General features: G+C 42.9%; 16 protein-coding genes. 5 read left to right on the top strand and 11 right to left on the bottom strand.

Annotated elements, in window-relative coordinates; all coding sequences use genetic code 11:
- Nucleotides 1-30: 30 nt before the first annotated feature.
- Nucleotides 31-1,242 carry an RNA-guided endonuclease TnpB family protein gene (locus H6G41_RS19545; protein WP_190747844.1) on the bottom strand — a complete coding sequence of 404 codons (1,212 nt, stop codon included), beginning with the start codon at nt 1,240-1,242 and terminating at the stop codon, nt 31-33.
- 469 nt (nt 1,243-1,711) lie between these two features.
- Here H6G41_RS19545 and H6G41_RS19540 point away from each other — a divergent pair, with 469 nt between their 5' ends.
- On the top strand, nt 1,712-2,761 hold the full coding sequence (locus tag H6G41_RS19540; protein WP_306790438.1) for a peptidoglycan-binding protein: 1,050 nt from the start codon (nt 1,712-1,714) through the stop codon (nt 2,759-2,761).
- Nucleotides 2,762-2,904: 143 nt separating this feature from the next.
- On the opposite strand, the gene H6G41_RS19535 is transcribed toward H6G41_RS19540, so the two are convergent.
- Nucleotides 2,905-3,360, bottom strand: coding sequence for a DUF2141 domain-containing protein (locus tag H6G41_RS19535; RefSeq protein WP_190747842.1), 456 nt, complete (start codon nt 3,358-3,360; stop codon nt 2,905-2,907).
- A 98-nt stretch (nt 3,361-3,458) separates the two neighbouring features.
- Here H6G41_RS19535 and H6G41_RS19530 point away from each other — a divergent pair, with 98 nt between their 5' ends.
- Nucleotides 3,459-4,373 (top strand): LD-carboxypeptidase, encoded by a 915-nt coding sequence (locus H6G41_RS19530; RefSeq protein WP_190747841.1) that lies wholly within the window; start codon nt 3,459-3,461, stop codon nt 4,371-4,373.
- Nucleotides 4,374-4,479: 106 nt separating this feature from the next.
- On the opposite strand, the gene H6G41_RS19525 is transcribed toward H6G41_RS19530, so the two are convergent.
- The 3 genes from H6G41_RS19525 to tyrS form a co-directional block, all read right to left on the bottom strand.
- Nucleotides 4,480-5,082, bottom strand: a complete 603-nt coding sequence (locus tag H6G41_RS19525; RefSeq protein ID WP_242037981.1) for a hypothetical protein — start codon at nt 5,080-5,082, stop codon at nt 4,480-4,482.
- Between the two features lie 192 nt (nt 5,083-5,274).
- Nucleotides 5,275-6,000, bottom strand: a complete 726-nt coding sequence (gene pyrF / locus H6G41_RS19520; protein WP_190747900.1) for an orotidine-5'-phosphate decarboxylase — start codon at nt 5,998-6,000, stop codon at nt 5,275-5,277.
- Nucleotides 6,001-6,019: 19 nt separating this feature from the next.
- Nucleotides 6,020-7,216, bottom strand: coding sequence for a tyrosine--tRNA ligase (gene tyrS, locus H6G41_RS19515; protein WP_190747899.1), 1,197 nt, complete (start codon nt 7,214-7,216; stop codon nt 6,020-6,022).
- A gap of 173 nt (nt 7,217-7,389) precedes the next feature.
- On the opposite strand from tyrS, the gene H6G41_RS19510 reads away from it, so the two are divergent.
- Nucleotides 7,390-9,321 (top strand): transglycosylase domain-containing protein, encoded by a 1,932-nt coding sequence (locus H6G41_RS19510; RefSeq protein WP_190747839.1) that lies wholly within the window; start codon nt 7,390-7,392, stop codon nt 9,319-9,321.
- Nucleotides 9,322-9,433: 112 nt separating this feature from the next.
- Here H6G41_RS19510 and H6G41_RS19505 read toward each other — a convergent pair whose 3' ends face one another.
- The gene (locus H6G41_RS19505; RefSeq protein ID WP_190747838.1) at nt 9,434-9,757 is read right to left on the bottom strand and encodes a DUF1825 family protein; all 324 of its coding nucleotides are present in this window, start codon (nt 9,755-9,757) and stop codon (nt 9,434-9,436) included.
- 137 nt (nt 9,758-9,894) lie between these two features.
- Nucleotides 9,895-10,305 (bottom strand): hypothetical protein, encoded by a 411-nt coding sequence (locus H6G41_RS19500; RefSeq protein WP_190747837.1) that lies wholly within the window; start codon nt 10,303-10,305, stop codon nt 9,895-9,897.
- 726 nt (nt 10,306-11,031) lie between these two features.
- On the opposite strand from H6G41_RS19500, the gene H6G41_RS19495 reads away from it, so the two are divergent.
- A complete protein-coding gene (locus H6G41_RS19495) occupies nt 11,032-11,406 on the top strand; it encodes an NINE protein (RefSeq protein ID WP_190747898.1) in 375 nt (124 codons plus the stop codon).
- Between the two features lie 13 nt (nt 11,407-11,419).
- Nucleotides 11,420-11,953: a ComEA family DNA-binding protein gene (locus H6G41_RS19490; protein ID WP_190747836.1), complete on the top strand. Its 534-nt coding sequence runs from the start codon at nt 11,420-11,422 to the stop codon at nt 11,951-11,953.
- Between the two features lie 87 nt (nt 11,954-12,040).
- On the opposite strand, the gene H6G41_RS19485 is transcribed toward H6G41_RS19490, so the two are convergent.
- The 4 genes from H6G41_RS19485 to acs form a co-directional block, all read right to left on the bottom strand.
- Nucleotides 12,041-13,306, bottom strand: coding sequence for a hypothetical protein (locus H6G41_RS19485; protein WP_190747835.1), 1,266 nt, complete (start codon nt 13,304-13,306; stop codon nt 12,041-12,043).
- 97 nt (nt 13,307-13,403) lie between these two features.
- Nucleotides 13,404-14,018, bottom strand: a complete 615-nt coding sequence (locus H6G41_RS19480) for an NTP transferase domain-containing protein (protein WP_190747834.1) — start codon at nt 14,016-14,018, stop codon at nt 13,404-13,406.
- Between the two features lie 152 nt (nt 14,019-14,170).
- Nucleotides 14,171-14,881 (bottom strand): tetratricopeptide repeat protein, encoded by a 711-nt coding sequence (locus H6G41_RS19475; RefSeq protein WP_190747833.1) that lies wholly within the window; start codon nt 14,879-14,881, stop codon nt 14,171-14,173.
- A 187-nt stretch (nt 14,882-15,068) separates the two neighbouring features.
- Complete coding sequence (gene acs, locus H6G41_RS19470; RefSeq protein ID WP_190747832.1) at nt 15,069-17,039, bottom strand: acetate--CoA ligase; 1,971 nt, start codon at nt 17,037-17,039, stop codon at nt 15,069-15,071.
- Nucleotides 17,040-17,315: the final 276 nt, after the last annotated feature.

Raw genomic sequence — 17,315 nt, 5'->3', positions numbered from 1 at the left:
CCTTGCGGGTGTAGCGAGAGATTCCAAGGATCACTCTTTGGATTTCCTCTTTCTACGACTCGGCTTACTTGGAGGAGTTACCTCACCCAAGCAGAGGTCGATGTCTCCAGAGGCGATTAACGTTCCCGTGTGCCCCACGGTACGGAGTCCAATCTCAAGTATGTTTCGTGCAGCATTATGGTCACGCTCTTGAATATGTCCACAATGAGGACAAATATGAGTTCTGGTGCTAAGAGATTTTTTGACAACTTCACCACAGTCAGAGCAGTTTTGACTGGTTCCATGAGGTGGCACGGCAACCGTGACAACTCCGAAAACTTTGCCAAAATACTCAACCCATTGCCTAAACTGCGTCCATGCTGCATCACTAATCGACTTAGCCAAGTGTCTATTCTTGACCATGTTCCGCACCTTCAAATCCTCATAGGCTACCAAGTCTGCCGACTGGACTACGCACCTTGCTGTCTTCACGGCAAAGTCTTGACGCTGCCTACTTACTTTGAGGTGCTTTCGCGAGAGCCGATTTCTCGCCTTGACTCCGTTTTTAGAACCCTTTTTGGTTTTAGACAATCTGCGTTGCAGACGTTTCAAAGACTTCTCGCTTTTACGCAAGTGTCTAGGGTTCTCAACGGTTTGCCCATCGGAATCAGTCAAGAATTGGGACAACCCAACATCCAAACCAATAGTTTTACCCGTTGGTTCTCGCTTTTCTATCCGTTCCTGGTCAATACAAAATTGGGCATAGTACCCATCGGCACGACGCACAACCCGCACTCGCTTGAACTGTTTCAACTGGTAGAAGTGCAAATCACGGGTTCCCCAGAGTTTGAAAGTTCCTGCTTTAAAACCATCGTTAAAAGTGATGTATCGACGGTCATCAGAGAGCTTCCACCCACTGGTTTTGTACTCAACAGAACCGTGAGTTTGTTCTTTTTTAAAACGTGGATAACCTTTCTTCCCTGGTTTAGATTTCTTGCAGTTATCAAAAAATCTAGCAATTGCAGACCACGCTCTTTCAGCAGAAGCTTGTCTAGCCATCGAGTTGAGCTTGGCAGCCCAAGGGAAATTCTCATCGGCAGCAAGTACAGCGCAATAGGCACTCAACTCATATCTGCCAATATTCCGGTTATCCATCCAGTACCGGAGGCAAGCATTGCGAACAAAACGAGCAGTTCTAATTGCCTCATCCAGCGATTGATATTGCTCGTTTGTTCCTTCCAGTTTTGCCTCAAATACCAGCATTGTTACGTCAATCTCACTGACGTAATGATATCACGGATTTTGCTAAAAACTCAACTACCCCTGTCTGCGACACGCTGCGCGAACGACTTGTCAAACCTGCGGTTTGATTCAGTTAAGGGGTGTCTCGTTTTTAGCCAACAATTCATCTCGCCGCCAAACTTCGTTGTGGCGGGAGCATTCTTGTGGTTTTTAGGTAAACCACTTCAGCAGCAGTCACACGGCTAGACTCATCTTGGTGAAGTTAATGGGGAGACTCTCTGTCAGAAAGGCAATTTTTTGTCAAAATAAAAGTTAAATTTTAGACTAGTTAAAGTTATCGTGGTATCGAACATTTCAAAAATACCCGTTGTCCAAAACTAGTAATATGAGGCCATGTCACTCCTCAGTCCCTATCTTGACTTGTTTTTTATCCCTGGGTTTGTACCAGACCCCTGCGAATCCAGCGATACCTAATTTACAACCCAAAATTTTGGTACTGGCACAAACCAGTCTCACACAAGCTGTCCGCGAAACTACTCTCAGACCCGATAGTACAGGATCGGATGTAGAAACCCTGCAAACCCAATTAAAACAGTTGGGGTATTACCAAGGTGCGGTAGATGGACAGTACAAAGAAACTACAAAAACGGCTGTAGCTAAATTTCAAAAAGCACAGGGTTTGGAAGCAGACGGCATTTTTGGCAACACAACCAGGAAAAGTCTACAATCAGCAATTACTGCCAAAACTTCATTTACCGCCTCTCCTGTACCTACTTCTAAGCCCAGTGCGCCAAAACATTCGACTAAGAGTAATGTTATTCGCTGGTCATTCTTGGGTTTGGGAATCCTCGGCAGTCTTGGCGCTATCCTTTACTTTGTGAGAAAGTTCACTAAATCCAAAGAATGGCCACAGCCAGAAACTTTAGATTCTGAGGCAAAAACTGAAGCTGACAAAAACTCAACCACACCACGGTTACCAGAGTCAAACACCGACCAAAATCGAGATCAAGATGATGCAGATGCGACTACCGATTCAGCCACCGCATCTATGACACCAAAATTGTTACCGCCAGCCAATACTTCCCGTCTAGCCAAAGTCAATATAGTTGATGAATTGATTAATGACTTATACAGTCACGATCCTGCAAAGCGACAAAAAGCTATTTGGGATTTAGGACAGCAAGGAGATTCACGGGCGATTCAACCGTTGCTAGACCTGATGGTAGATGCAGATTCGCAACAACACAGCCTAATTTTGGCAGCTTTAAGCGAAATCAGTATCCGCACCCTCAAACCCATGAACCGTGCATTAGCAATTTCAATCCAAAATGAAAGCCCACAAGTGCGACAAAATGCCATCCGCGATCTAACTCGCGTTTATGACATGATGTTCCAAGTTAGCCAAATGTTAAACCATGCTGTGGAAGATCCAGATTTAGAAGTACAGTCAACAGCAAGATATGCGTTAAACCAGATTAATCGCATCCGTGTTGTATGCGATCGCGAAACCTTGCCAGAACATGAGGAAAATGATAATTAGGGTATGGGAAAAAAGGCAGGGGAGCAGGGGGAAAATAGCTATGGATTATGGACTATTGACTATGGACTGCGGTCACCGAACTTGTCGAAGTGTTGACTCTTGACTTTTACCCAATGCCCAATACCCAATGCCCCATGCCCATTTTACAAATATTTCAAATGTACTTGAATGTTGGTATTTGGGCCTGCTAAAACAATAGCGGCTTCGCTGAATTTGGGTGCGCTGGTGCGAACTTCAGGATTTTTGGAAAATCCAAAGCCTTCTGTGGGCATACCTAAGCTATTACGATTAAGTTTTGAATCTTCATTTCTATCATGCATCACAGCCACGGCATAGCTACCGGCTGGTAAATTCTCAAAAGTCAGCTTTACAGAAGTGTCAGTGATCTTGGTACACTGCCTTTGTAAAACGCGATCGCGATTATTGGGAAAACCTTGACTCTTGGCAAAAATACTGGCGCAGACTTGCCCTTGTTTATTTTTAAATCCATCAATTTCTACCGTCAGGTTGCCTTTAAAATTTGCTTTGGCACTCGCACACCATGTCAGATTTCCTAAAAATGCTAGCAGTGCTAGACTCACTTTCATTCCTTGGCGCATAAAATTTCTACGGAAATAAAAAATAAATCAGAGCTAAATCCTTACATTACATTGTTAACACGATAAGTGTAGTAACTTTTCCTACTAGTAATTAATTTATGCCAGCGAAAATCTTACCCCCACCTCTCAAACCCGGCGATTTACTGCGAGTAATTGCCCCTAGTGGTGCGTTGCGAGAATTTGATAGCTTTTACCAGAGTATAGAAATTTGGCGATCGCGCGGTTATCAAATCGAAGTTCCCCCAGAAATTACAGATAAATGGGGCTATTTAGCAGGAAACGACAACAACCGTCGCCAGCAGCTTGCAGAGGCCTGGAAAGACCCAAATTGCCGGGGTATTCTCTGTGCTAGAGGTGGTTTTGGTAGCACCCGCATCCTAGAGAATTGGCATTGGCAACCAGAATCATCCTTAATCGAAAATCCCAAATGGTTGATAGGCTTTTCTGATATTACCGCTTTATTGTGGAGCCTTTACAATGTCGGAATTTCTAGCGTTCACGGCCCTGTATTAACCACACTCGCCAATGAGCCTGATTGGTCGTGCGAGCGATTATTTAATTTAATCGAAGGTCGTAACCTTGAACCACTTCAAGGTAAAGGTTGGGGTAATGGTGTCGTCACGGGAGTACTATTACCAGGTAATTTAACAGTAGCAACCCATCTTTTAGCCACACCATTTCAACCAGATTTTTCGGGTGTAATTTTAGCCTTTGAGGATGTCTCAGAAGCACCCTACCGCATCGATAGAATGCTCACACAGTGGCGTTTAAGCAGTAATTTATCCCAAATAAGGGGCATTGCCTTAGGTGGTTTTACTGCATGTGAACCGCCGCAAAATGTGCCTAGCTTTACAGTAGAAAAAGTTTTGCGCGATCGCTTAGGCGATTTAGGTATTCCTGTTGTTGCTGACTTACCCTTTGGTCACGATAAATGTAATGCAGCATTACCAGTAGGGCAGGAAGTGACTTTAGATGGGGATAAAGGAACATTAACAATAATTCGTAATTCGTAATTCGTAATTCGTAATTCGTAATTAAAAAAATGATACAGATACATCTCTAGGGGTGGGGTTTCCCCACTCTTAGCGACAGTCTAATTGACCAATGACCAATGACGAATTAATTCCCCATCTTGATGCTTCCCGCTTGACAATCCCGCAACCAAATATTTATCCCTTGAGCGATCGCGCTACCGCTACTATCCCGTGGTGGAGACAGAAGTTCCTGCTTCCCAGATGACCCCGTTTGGGTAAACATCATCACCAAACGCCACCCGCTTTGAGTTTTCGTCAACAATAACCAGTGGAATTCTTGTAATTCCAGCGCTTTGCTTCCAATATACTGCCGCTCTAAGGTAGTAAAAAAAACCTGCTCTACGCCTGATGTTGCACTTTTGTCGTTATTGACGCTGTTAATACCAGGATTCAGAGGTAGGGGTGTAAACTCTGGTCTACCTGCTACTAGAACATAGCTATAAACTTCACTCTTCCGGCTGAGACGGCGGGCGCGTTGCGTCACCCGATTGGTATAACTAGGTAGATCCCGCAGTAAATAGGTAGTTAAAGTGTCTAGTTGTTGATCAATACAAGCCAACCCCGCTTTATCTTTAGACACGGGGAGGCTTTGCGAAAATACTGGATTACCAATACTACAAACTGCCACAAAGCAGCCACAAACCGTCAGCCATAAGTTCCGAGGTAGTCCCAACGAGAAAATTTTCATCACCATGCATGACAGAAGGCGTAGGAGAGCAGAGTAGGCAGCGCCTCGGCTTCTCCTGACGGAGACGCTACGCGAACGCTCGGCGACCGGAAGCAGAGGAGGCAGAGGGGGTAACTAAAATAAATACTCAATGCCAGATGCCTAATGAAACTTGTACAGACGTGATTAATCGCGTCTCTGACCATTGACTGTTCACTGAGCTTGCGGAAGTGCTAACTCCTCACAAATTCTCTTCCAAGCTAACTCAGGTTCCGCCGCACTGGTAATAGGACGACCAATTACTAGGTAATCTGCTCCAGATTGGATGGCTTGGGAGGGAGTGAGCGATCGCTTTTGATCGCCTTTATCTGCCCAAGTCGGGCGCACGCCAGGACAAACCAACAGAAAATCATTTCCGCAAGTTTGTCGTAGCTGTGCCACTTCTTGGGGCGAACAAACTGCCCCATCTAATCCAGTTTCTTGGGCGAGGAGTGCCATTGATAGGGCGTATTCTGGCAATTCTAAAGGAATTTTCAAATCAAATGCCAATTGTCGGGCAGAAATGCTCGTTAGCAGGGTAATAGCAATTAATTTGGGCGGTTTCACACCTGCTTGTGCTGCCCCTGTTTGAACTGCCTCAGTTGCCGCTTTCAGGGCATCTTTGCCAGCAGTAGAGTGAATTGTTAACAAATCTACCCCATAACGTGCCGCAGCCTGACAAGCACCAGCTACGGTGTTGGGGATGTCATGAAACTTTAAATCGAGAAAAATCTGCTTTTGGCGAGATTTGAGAATTTCGAGAATACTTGGCCCAGTGCTGGTAAACAACTCCAAGCCAACTTTCCAGAAAGTAACTTGTGGTAGCCGTTCAACTAGAGCGATCGCGCTGGCGATATCTGGGACATCTAAAGGTACTATAATTCGCTGCTCAGGATTCATCACTGGTTTCTATCCCCAATTAAGGTATTAAGCGCACAAACTTGTTTTTACCCACTTGCAGGACTTTGCCAGTTAATTCATCAGCTTGGGCAAAACTGGTATCCACATTGGTAATGCGATCGCCATCTATGTAAACCCCACCTTCTTGAATTTTCCGCTTACCTTCGCCGCTACTTTTACACAAGCCACTAGCATTGAGTAGATAAGCCAACTTTACGGGAAACTGCTGTATTCCAGTCAAAGAAAATTCCGGAATCGCCCCTTTTTTCCCACCACTATCAGCAGCTTCCTTCGCCTGATTCGCTGCTTGTTCGCCATGATACTGCCTGACAATTTCCCAAGCCAAAAGTAATTGGCGATCGCGGGGATTCTCCGGTAATTTATCCAAGGCAAAATCAGTCAACAGTTCAAAATACTGCTCTAGTAAGCGATCGGGAACACCCTGCAATTTTTGATACTTCTCCGATGGGTGTGCCGACAAGCCCACATAATTACCTAGAGATTTCGACATTTTTTGTACACCATCTGTACCAATTAAAATTGGCAGCAGTAAGCCAAACTGCGGCTTTTGACCAAAACGGCGTTGTAAATCTCGCCCCACAGCAATGTTAAATTTTTGGTCAGTTCCGCCTAATTCAACATCCGCCTCCACAGCCACCGAATCATAGCCCTGCATCAACGGATAAAGGAACTCATGCAGGAAAATTGGATTCTCCTTTTTATAACGTTCGGCAAATCCTTCCTTGGCTAGCATCTGCCCCACAGTCATCGTTGAGAGTAACTCTAAAATCTTGCCTAAATCCAGTTGTGAGAGCCATTGGGAGTTGTAACGTACCTCTAACCTTCCTGGTGTGTCAAAATCCAATATAGGACGTACTTGCTCAAGATAAGTCTGGGCGTTTTGTGCCACCTCTTTTTCTGTCAGCTGGCGACGCACCTCAGATTTACCAGTCGGATCGCCAATCCGCGCCGTAAAATCACCAATAATTAGTACTGCGGTATGACCAGCATCTTGAAAAGCTCGCAGTTTTCTTACCGGTATGCTATGACCAAGATGAATATCAGCGCCAGTTGGATCAATGCCCAATTTGACCCTTAAAGGTCGATTTGTACTTGCCAAACGCTGTTCTAAACTTTCAATTTCGCTATCAGCATCAGTTGGTTGGGGAAAAATTTCTACTACACCACGACGCAACCAAGCAAAATCTTGCGCCATACTAGGAGATTCGCTATTAATTAAATTTTGACCGAGAGAAGTTAAGTTGGTTGTATTCACTGGCAATTTGTCCGTTGTCTTACCTGCCAAACTACTATAATTGCAAAAAATTAACCGCCTTGCTTCGCCAAATCAATTACATTTATATTTACAAGTGAGGAAGTGAAATCGCCGTGTCGTCTAGGACTTTTGAAGACAAGGAAGCCCAAAATAAGGCTTCATCAGGTTTTGAGTTTTTGAAAGGAGTAGGTCAGGTAGCTGGCGGAACTCTACTATCAATCACAATGCTCACAAGCTCAATTGTAGCGGGGGGATTGGTGGGCTTGGCTATTAGTTTCCGTAATTTGCCAGATGTCAGGCAATTACGTAACTTCTTTCCTTCAGAAACCACTTATATTTACGATCTAAAAGGAAAACTCTTAACAAGCGTTCATGGAGAAGCCAACCGAGAAGTTGTCCCTCTAGATAAAATTTCTCCCCATCTCAAACGTGCAGTATTAGCCAGTGAAGACGGACATTTCTACAATCATCATGGTATCAATCCCACAGGTGTAGGTCGGGCGATCATTGTTAACTCCATCGCTGGTGGCGTTAAAGAAGGTGGTTCCACCATCACCATGCAGCTGGTGAAAAACTTATTTTTGTCTCATAAGCGTGCCTTTACCCGGAAGCTAGCAGAAGCAGTACTGGCAATTCGCTTAGAACAAATTCTGACTAAAGACCAAATTTTAGAAATGTACCTCAATCAAGTTTATTGGGGTCATAACAACTATGGTGTGCAAACAGCAGCACGGAGTTACTTTAACAAATCATCAGAATATTTAAACTTGGGTGAATCAGCAATGATGGCTGGTTTAATTCAAGCACCAGAAGAATTCAGCCCTTTTGTCAGCATGAAATTGGCAAAGCAGAAACAAAAAGAAGTTTTAGGGCGGATGCTGGACTTGAATTGGATTACTCAGAAAGAATATGATGATGCCCTCAAGCAAGAAATTAAACTGGGTAAAATTCGCTCTTTCCAAGGTAGTGCCTTACCTTATGTAACTAATACAGTTGCCCAAGAATTAGCGAAAAAGTTCGGTCGTGATGCATTGCTAAAAGGTGGTATGCGCGTCCAAACTACAGTTGATGCTGAATTCCAAAAAATGGCAGAGCAAACTGTTGTCAAGTGGCACAATACTCTTCGGGGCCAAGGGTTATCCAAAAACCAAATAGCCCTTGTGGCAATTGATCCGCGGACGCATTTTGTCAAAGCCTTAGTGGGTGGCGTAGATCCTAAAATTAGTGAATTCAACCGCGCCACCCAAGCCCAGCGTCAGCCAGGTTCTTCTTTTAAACCGTTTGTTTACTACGCTGCTTTTGCTTCTGGCAGGTTTGCGCCCGATAGTACAGTCGTAGATGCTCCAGTTAGCTATCGCGATGGTGATGGTTGGTACTATCCGCGCAACTATGATGGTGGCTTTGCCGGCGCGATGTCAATTCGTACTGCCCTGGCTCAGTCGCGCAATATCCCTGTAATTAAGCTGGGTAAGGCTATAGGCATGAATAAAGTAGTCGAAACCTGCCGCACCTTGGGGATTATGAGTCCGATGGAACCAGTGACTTCTTTACCTCTTGGTGCAATTGGTGTAACACCAATGGAAATGGCTAGCGCTTACGCCACCTTTGCTAATTATGGTTGGCAGTCACCACCAACAGTAATTGCTCGAATTACAGATAGTAGCGGTAACGTATTACTAGATAACACGCCAAAACCCCAACTAGTTCTCGATCCTTGGGCATCGGCGGCAATTATTAATACTATGCAATCGGTAATTACTGATGGTACTGGCAAAAACGCCGCTATCGGCCGACCTGCTGCTGGCAAGACGGGCACAACATCCTCAGAAAAAGATATTTGGTTTGTCGGTACTGTACCCCAGTTAACAACTGCCGTTTGGGTAGGTAGGGACGATAACAGACAATTAGCCAGCGGTGCTACAGGTGGTGTCATGGTAGCGCCAATCTGGCGAGATTTTATGCAGAAGGCACTCAAAAATGTCCCAGTCGAGAACTTTAAATCGCCCTCTCAATTTCCTCGCCCCAAAGCGAATGAGAAGAATTAGGAGATAGGGGTTACAGATTAGGGACTAGGGACTGAGGAGACAAAAATTGAAAAAGTCTTTGGCTGGTGCATAGATTTCTAGCCCCTAACTTCTAGCCTCTAGCCCCTAAAACCTAAGCTTGTTTTTCCAGTTCGGTTTTCATCCGCTGTAGGGTTAGGTGCATTTGGTCAAACATTTGTTGAGGGGTTACCCCAAACTGGCCTAGCTGTGTTTTCATCTGTTCCATAGTCATTTGCGCCATGAAATCTTCAGAAAGCTCGAAACGCTTCATAAAGATACGGTAACGATCCATCATGGCTTCCATTTGCTCAATGAACAGCTTTTTGCCTTCACGGTCAAATTTGCCGTAATTGTTACCAAGCTTGATTAGCGCTTGATAATCATCAAATAGCTGCTTTGCCTCTTGCTGAACTATTTCAGAATCAAAGAATCCCATTTTGTTTAATATTCCACTGAGTATTAAAACTCAGTAAATTATGGTTTTGCTTATATTTTCATTCTAGTCTAGGGCAATCATCTAAGGAACAAGCTACGGTTGGATTACGGTTAGTTAGGGAAATTTCACCACTTGACTCAAGAACCTTGACGAGATGAAAACCTGCTTAAGACGTTGGCAATGTTGAGAGACATGGGTACAGATTTAGGATTCGCGTTTTGAGACGATCCATTAAGACCTAACTTCTCAGCGTATTTCAAAGCTAGAGGATGTTGAGGATTTAATTTTAATGCTTGGCGAATGTAAACCGTTGCCATTCCCTGAAAATTTTGTTGCGCATAGGCAACACCGAGTAATGCATGATAGTCACTATTCTTCGGTTCTAGCTTGATGGCTTCTCGTAACTCTTGCACACAACTAGGCCAGTTTTTTTGGTTGGCATACTGCATAGCCCGCTGGTAGTGACGGTCAGCGTATTGTTGTATGTTGGCTTGAGAATTATTTTCCTCTAATCTCTGTTCCACTTGTTTGACTCTTAGTTTTAGCATGATTAGCACCAGTGCGTTTAGCAACAACAGGTAAAGGTAGTGCAACAATTCAGATAACTCAAAACCGAGAAGTTGATTTTTGGGCTAAAACTAGCTTGATTGAGAATTTCGCCTGAAGTCTTGTTGCTATTTGAAGAGTTCTCTCAAAAGTGAGTTATGTAATTTAATGTATTACATATATCTTTTCAGTAAATACTAGTAAATACAATGAATTTGAGCGTTTCCTTGAGGTATAAGTTCTTTGAATATAGCCTACTTATTTCCCATTGATAGCCTGGAGCAGAAATCAATACAATAGATTCATATTAAGTAGGTTACTAGCCCTACAAATTTTAAATAAGTTGTTTGTCTGTATTAAGTTTCAGCTTGGGCTTGAGAAGTTGTAGGATACATGAATTTGCTTTCATGAGAACCTTGATTTCAGAATATGTATAAAAAGTGAGGAAATTATGAGGGTTGTGGCAATTTTTACTTGTAAACACCAGCTTCAGTTCCTATCTTGTAAGTGTATATAATGCAGTCTTTTCAGAGTAAGTAATTCCTAGCGAATATTAGTATTAGCTCAATATAATATTTCAGTAAATTTATGGTTTTATAATGCAATAACTACTACCCGCATTTAAGAAAATGAGCAAGTGACCAGCACTTAGGTTAAATTCACAGACAACTGAGCATTGATAATTGAGAATCGACCACGAACAAATGACAAATGCTAAATTTGGGAATATGTTGACTAAGCGAAAAAGCCGCAGCGTAGCCGCTATTTTAGCTTTTTCTGGCACGCTGACCATTTCTGGATTACATAAGTTTTATTTAGGACAGCCTTTCTGGGGTGTATTGTATGTTTTGCTGTCTTGGACACCTATCCCCAAAGTTGCTAGTGCGATTGAGGGGGTTTGGTATTTGGCGCAAGATGAAGAAGCTTTTGATCGCAATTTTAATTTTGGTAAATCAGCAATTAAGAACTCACAGCAAGTGAGCAATCAAGTAGGCGCAATGGCTGAAGCTTTGCGGGAGTTAGATGCTTTGCGTCAAGATGGACTGATCTCTGAGTACGAATTTGAGCAAAAGCGTCGCCAGCTGCTAGACCAGATTTCTTGACCCCTGCAACAATATGAAAAACTGGCTACCTTTAAATCTCAGGTTGCAAAAACTCCGTACTAAACTGCTTAACGACCCCTACTACAGATTACAATCTGGGGAAGAAGTGCAGATCGCGATACAACTGGGGATTCAGATTGACGCTAATCAAGCGACTGTCGATGATTGGTTACGTTTACCAGGTTTATCGATTCACCAGGCGCGATCGCTTGTGGAATTATCGCGTTCTGGTGTTAAATTCTATTGTATTGAAGATATTGCGGCGGCTTTAGCTATTCCTGTGCAGCGGCTACAACCAGTCAAGCAATTGCTGAATTTTGTTTACTATGACGAAGAATCTCTCGATTGTCCTGCGCCTTTAGTTAATCCCAATACCGCCACAGTTGAGAATCTGGTAAAAATACCTTTTATTGATTTATCTCTCGCGCAAGCAGTGGTGCAAAATCGTCTATCTGCTGGGCCATACCGCAATTTGGTTGATTTCCAGCAGCGCTTGGAGCTACCAGCAGATGCGATCGCTCAGTTAATGTATTATTTAAGATTTTGAATCCAGGTACTAGGGAATAGGGAATAGGGACTAGGGAAGAGAGATTTTTATGTTTGGTTGTGGTTTTCCTATGAGGGATTAGCTGGATTATTTTCTAATGCCATCATTATCAATGGCGCTGTAGCTTTCACTACTCATTAAGCCTAACCACGGGTCAGCATTAGGAGTGAGAAATAATTCGCTGTAAACTTTATCATTCAAGGCTTTGACATTATTTGTGACGTTTTCTTGCATAAACCACTGATGGATTTGGCTGTGCAAAGTATACTCATTTCTTACCGTATCTAATGCCATTGCTGCTTGAAAATTGCTGATAACGCGCTGTAAATTATCGGTTTTGCTGTCTTGAAACCGTTTATTACGGATTAATGCCACGCTGTTATTATCTAATTTGACATCTGCTGTGTAGTGTTGAGCAATTTTTTCCCATGTGGCTGCATCAGTAATTTCTTGAAGTGCTTGTTGATTAATGCTAGCAGCATTGATGTTACGGAGTATGGGAGATTCTACGCGCATTTTAGTAACAGCTAGGGTACCTGCGACACTGGCGTTAGGTGCTTCGTTACCGTTGGGGGAAAATTCTACTAGACGAGGTGGGTTTTTGATACCAAGGTTGGCTAAATCTGCAAGCCATTGACGTTGAATTGATGCTAATTGTTGACTATGATAATCACGCAAAAAACCAGCACGGGCGACACCTTGGGATTTACTATATTCTTTAACTGCTTGTTCTCCAGCTACTAGCTGACGTAAAAAGGCTTGCGGCCCGTATAAACCAGGAATTGCGTCTACAGGTACGCCAGAACTGTCTAAGATGTAGTGAATACTATTACCTGTAAGCGTTCGTTCTAGCTTGCGTCCATCGCCAAAATCTACGGTAACTTTGGGTACTGGGCGTACAGATTCCCAGTGTAGTATATAGCGATCGCGCAGGAATTGGGATATTTCGGCATTGGGATATAAAGCTACGCGGAAAAAGCGACTGTTAGCACAACTTAAATCTTGATCGAGATTTCCTAATAACCGTAGTGAAAGAATGGGTTTATTACTAGCTTTAGCCGCAGCTTTAGCTTGTTCTATATCGGTGTACCAGTAAAGTTTAGAAGCGTAACAGTCTCTCTGCTGACAAAGTTTATCTAATGCTTGGCGTATTTCTGGGGAAGGGTTTTTGAGTTGTGAAGCATGATTATTTAAAAATTTTTCTAAACCACGAGATCCCTGTGGGCGAAGTACTGCAACTTCTTGATTTAATTGTGCTTGTTGGGCGGTGGGAGTTTGAGTATAAGCTATATGAGAAATTCCGATGCTGATAAGTGATAAGGCGATCGCAGTAGGAATAGACTTAAGTTGCATACTAATATTAGCTAGGTAATTGATAAAGCATATCCTTAGCTCAGTATGACTTTATGCTTGGTTATGAGTTCCATTTGTTAAGTAAAATTATCAAATTCTATTCCTTTGACAGGATATTTGCTTGCAAGGTTTCATAATCCTGAGGAGTGTCGATATCAATTGAGCCTAAGGGAAAATTAACTGTTAAGACTAAATCCCGATATTTTTTAATTAAATATTTTGCACCAGTATCTTTATTTAGTTCTAGTAATTCGGGAAAAAATTGGCGGCTAAATAAAGCGGGTACGCCTAAAGTTTCTGCATATTGAGAAGCTACTATAGGTTTTTTTGTGGAAGAATAGGCAGCTATTAAATTATTAATAATTTCTGTGGAAATATATGGTTGATCGCAAACAGTAATGACTGCGGCTTCTATATTTTGCGAGTAGTTGTTGAGTGCAGAAATACCACTACGAATTGACGTACTCATTCCTAAATGCCATTGCGGATTTTCAACTATTTGCACTAAATTTTGATTAACTTGGGAACGGATTTGTTGTGCGTTAGCGCCTAAAACTACGATTACAGGGTTGCATAATGAAGCGATCGCACTTTCAACTGTGTGTTGAAGCAGGCTGCGTCCTTGATAGGGTAACAGTTGTTTTGGCTGACCCATTCGGCTTGATGCACCGGCTGCGAGGATAATGATGGCAATATTCAGGTCATTTGTCATTAGGATTTATGTATTGTATAAATTAATTATGATTTTGGTTTACTTAAATCGCGAGTTTTCCTGTAAACGATGAAGGGTTTAGCATTGCTAAACCCCTATAAAAATGTATTTTATTTTTACCTGCATTCAAATTACAAATTACGAATTTGATATCAAGATAAACCTGGATTATCAGATTCTTTGATTTTTTGCAAAATTTGTTCAACTTGATAAGCTTTTTCGCTTCTATTTTGTGATTTGAAAATATCTAAAGCTTTTGTCAAAGAAGCAAGAGCTTCATCTTTTTTATTTGTCTGCCACAGTGCTAGTGCTAAATTAGTTAGTGCATCAGCATAATTAGGGTTAATTTCTAAAGCTTTGCGATATTGAGCCATCGCATCATCCCACTGAGATTGGCTGGCGTGAACGATCCCTAAGGCATTGTAAGCTAGTGCATATTTTGGTCTGAGACGAATGGCTTCTTGGTATGAAGTTATGGCTTCCTCTAGCCTTTCTTGGCGAAATAGGACATTTCCGAGTTGATAGTGTCCAAAGGCGTCGTCGGGAAATCGTTTGAGAAATTTACGCAAACTTTCCTCTGCACCTTTGAAATCGCCTTGATTCAATAAATTATTAGCTTGCTGAATGAACTGCGATCGCTCGCGAACAATGGTGTCTTCTTGAATTTGTGCTATTTTTAACTCTTGGCTATTAAACTTTGGCTGTCTAGTTAATTTGTCAGCCGCGAATTTCGGATTATGTAAAGAATCTTGTGCAGTTACAGCAAATACTGATGGTGAAATAGAAATTGCAGTTATGATGCTCAGTGTTATGTAACTCAGAGGTTGAACAAATACTGATTGATATTGGTTGTTCAGCTTCATTGCCCTCAATTCCTCAACAGTGTTCTAATTCTCATGATAAATTGAGGTGCGTTAGCTCATCACAAACGCACCTCAATTAAAATTGACTGGGGATCGCGTATTAAATGTTCCACGGTCAGTTGTCAGTTGTCATTGGGACTTTGACGGTTGACGGTTGACGGTTGACGGTTGACTATTGACTATTAAATTATGCTCCTTCGCGTAATTTATCTAGGACGCTGCGATCTTCTAGGGTTGAGGTGTCGCCGGAGACTTCTTGACCGGCGGCGAGGTTTCGGAGTAAGCGGCGCATGATTTTACCCGATCGCGTTTTGGGTAAGGCGTCTGTAAAGCGGATTTCGCCGGGACGCGCGATCGCACCAATTTCTTGGACAACGTGGCGCTTGAGTTCTTTACTTAAATCTTCACTTGCTTGGTAAGTTCCTTCTAAGGTAATAAAAGCTACAACTTCTTCACCTTTGAGTTCGTCAGGTTTACCCACTACTGCGGCTTCTGCGACTGCGGGATGGGATACTAAGGCTGATTCTACTTCCATTGTACCAAGGCGATGTCCGGATACGTTGAGTACATCGTCTACACGTCCCATTACCCAGAAGTAACCGTCTTCATCTTTTCTGGCTCCATCGCCTGCAAAATATGTGTAGTTACCATCTTTCGGGGGTATGTGTTCCCAGTAGGTACGGCGGAAGCGTTCTGGATCGCCGTATACTGTGCGCATCATTCCCGGCCAAGGATGGCGGATTGCTAAGTAACCGCCTTGGTTGTCGGCGACAGAATTACCATCTAAATCTACGATGTCTGCAAGAATTCCAGGGAAGGGAAGGGTGGCTGAACCGGGTTTCGTGGGGATTGCGCCTGGTAGAGGTGTAATCATAATACCGCCAGTTTCCGTTTGCCACCATGTATCCACAATCGGGCAGCGTTCCCCACCAATAACTTTATGATACCAGATCCAAGCTTCTGGGTTAATCGGTTCGCCTACGGTTCCCAATAAACGCAAGGATGATAAGTTGCGGGCGTTGGGATGTTGATCGCCCATTTTAATAAATGCCCGAATTGCTGTAGGTGCAGTATAAAAAATATTTACGCCATATTTTTCAATTACATCCCAGAAACAGCCGGGATTAGATGCACGGGGCGCACCTTCGTACATTAGGGTTGTGGCTCCGTTGGAAAGGGGGCCGTAAACTATGTAGCTGTGACCAGTAATCCAACCGACATCGGCGGTACACCAATATACATCTGTGTCTTGTAAATCAAAGATCCATTTTGTGGTCATGTGAGTATATAAGTTATACCCAGCGGTTGTATGTACCACACCCTTTGGTTTGCCTGTGCTGCCAGAAGTGTAGAGAATAAATAGTAAATCTTCGCTGTCCATTGGTTCGGCAGGACAATCAGCAGATATACCTTTTTGTAAATCGTGCCACCAATGGTCACGCCCTGCTTCCATGTGTGTTTCTTGCTTGGTACGCTGTACTACCAGGACGTTTTTGACATTGGGGACAGCGTTATTCGCTAAAGCTTTGTCTACCTGTTCTTTGAGGGGAACGATCGCATCTTTACGCCAACCACCATCAGCTGTAATTACTAGCTTGGCTTCTGCATCAACTAAGCGATCGCGCAAAGCTTCCGCACTGAAACCACCAAAAACTACACTGTGAGGTGCGCCAATTCGCGCACAGGCTAACATAGCGATCGCGGCTTCGGGAATCATTGGCATATAAATACCGACGCGATCGCCTTTTTGAATTCCTAATTGTTTTAAAGCATTGGCGAACTGACAAACTTCTCGATGTAATTGTGCGTAAGTCAAGGTGCGGGAATCTCCCGGTTCACCTTCCCAAATCAGCGCAGCTTTATTTTTGCGCCAAGTGTTGAGGTGTCTATCTAAGCAGTTATATGAAATATTTGTCTTACCACCGACAAACCATTTAGCAAAAGGTGGTTGCCAATCTAGCACCTTGTCCCACTTTTGAAACCAATGTAACTCAGTTTCGGCTAATTCTGCCCAAAATGCTTGCGGATCTGCTTTAGCTTTATCGTAAAGGCGTTGGTAATCTTCCAGGCTTTTAATCTGGGCTTTTTGGGAGAATTCCGCAGACGGGGGAAATAAACGTGTTTCTTGTAGGATTGATTCTATGGTGGGTTGAGACATGATTTGTATTAAATTACTGCCTGAAAACTATTCTGTACTGCAAATTACTCAGAAATGTTTTGCTTTTCGTTAAGAAATCAGAAGTTGGGCATTGGGCATTGGGCATGGGATTATATATACCCTGCGTAATTGGCGTTAGTTTGCTATTTTCATGTATAAGTGCTCAAAAAAATTGTGGTTCTTCAGTAGCTATTATGCCAAATTATTAGTTATAGCACTCATATAAACACAAAAAAAGCATCTTTATTTTGCCAAAAGCCTTATATGTATTGACAT

The sequence above is a fragment of the Tolypothrix sp. FACHB-123 genome (assembly GCF_014697075.1).
In the GTDB taxonomy this organism is placed as follows: Bacteria; Cyanobacteriota; Cyanobacteriia; order Cyanobacteriales; family Nostocaceae; genus Aulosira.
This window is presented reverse-complemented; position numbering and strand designations above follow the sequence as displayed.

What these genes read in the sequence shown, in the direction of transcription:
- H6G41_RS19545 (WP_190747844.1), bottom strand. Translation starts at nt 1,242, where the DNA reads ATGCTGGTATTTGAGGCAAAACTGGAAGGAACAAACGAGCAATATCAA.
- H6G41_RS19535 (WP_190747842.1), bottom strand. Translation starts at nt 3,360, where the DNA reads ATGCGCCAAGGAATGAAAGTGAGTCTAGCACTGCTAGCATTTTTAGGA.
- H6G41_RS19530 (WP_190747841.1), top strand. Translation starts at nt 3,459, where the DNA reads ATGCCAGCGAAAATCTTACCCCCACCTCTCAAACCCGGCGATTTACTG.
- H6G41_RS19525 (WP_242037981.1), bottom strand. Translation starts at nt 5,082, where the DNA reads ATGAAAATTTTCTCGTTGGGACTACCTCGGAACTTATGGCTGACGGTT.
- pyrF (WP_190747900.1), bottom strand. Translation starts at nt 6,000, where the DNA reads ATGAATCCTGAGCAGCGAATTATAGTACCTTTAGATGTCCCAGATATC.
- tyrS (WP_190747899.1), bottom strand. Translation starts at nt 7,216, where the DNA reads ATGGCGCAAGATTTTGCTTGGTTGCGTCGTGGTGTAGTAGAAATTTTT.
- H6G41_RS19505 (WP_190747838.1), bottom strand. Translation starts at nt 9,757, where the DNA reads ATGGGATTCTTTGATTCTGAAATAGTTCAGCAAGAGGCAAAGCAGCTA.
- H6G41_RS19500 (WP_190747837.1), bottom strand. Translation starts at nt 10,305, where the DNA reads ATGCTAAAACTAAGAGTCAAACAAGTGGAACAGAGATTAGAGGAAAAT.
- H6G41_RS19495 (WP_190747898.1), top strand. Translation starts at nt 11,032, where the DNA reads ATGTTGACTAAGCGAAAAAGCCGCAGCGTAGCCGCTATTTTAGCTTTT.
- H6G41_RS19490 (WP_190747836.1), top strand. Translation starts at nt 11,420, where the DNA reads ATGAAAAACTGGCTACCTTTAAATCTCAGGTTGCAAAAACTCCGTACT.
- H6G41_RS19485 (WP_190747835.1), bottom strand. Translation starts at nt 13,306, where the DNA reads ATGCAACTTAAGTCTATTCCTACTGCGATCGCCTTATCACTTATCAGC.
- H6G41_RS19480 (WP_190747834.1), bottom strand. Translation starts at nt 14,018, where the DNA reads ATGACAAATGACCTGAATATTGCCATCATTATCCTCGCAGCCGGTGCA.
- H6G41_RS19475 (WP_190747833.1), bottom strand. Translation starts at nt 14,881, where the DNA reads ATGAAGCTGAACAACCAATATCAATCAGTATTTGTTCAACCTCTGAGT.
- acs (WP_190747832.1), bottom strand. Translation starts at nt 17,039, where the DNA reads ATGTCTCAACCCACCATAGAATCAATCCTACAAGAAACACGTTTATTT.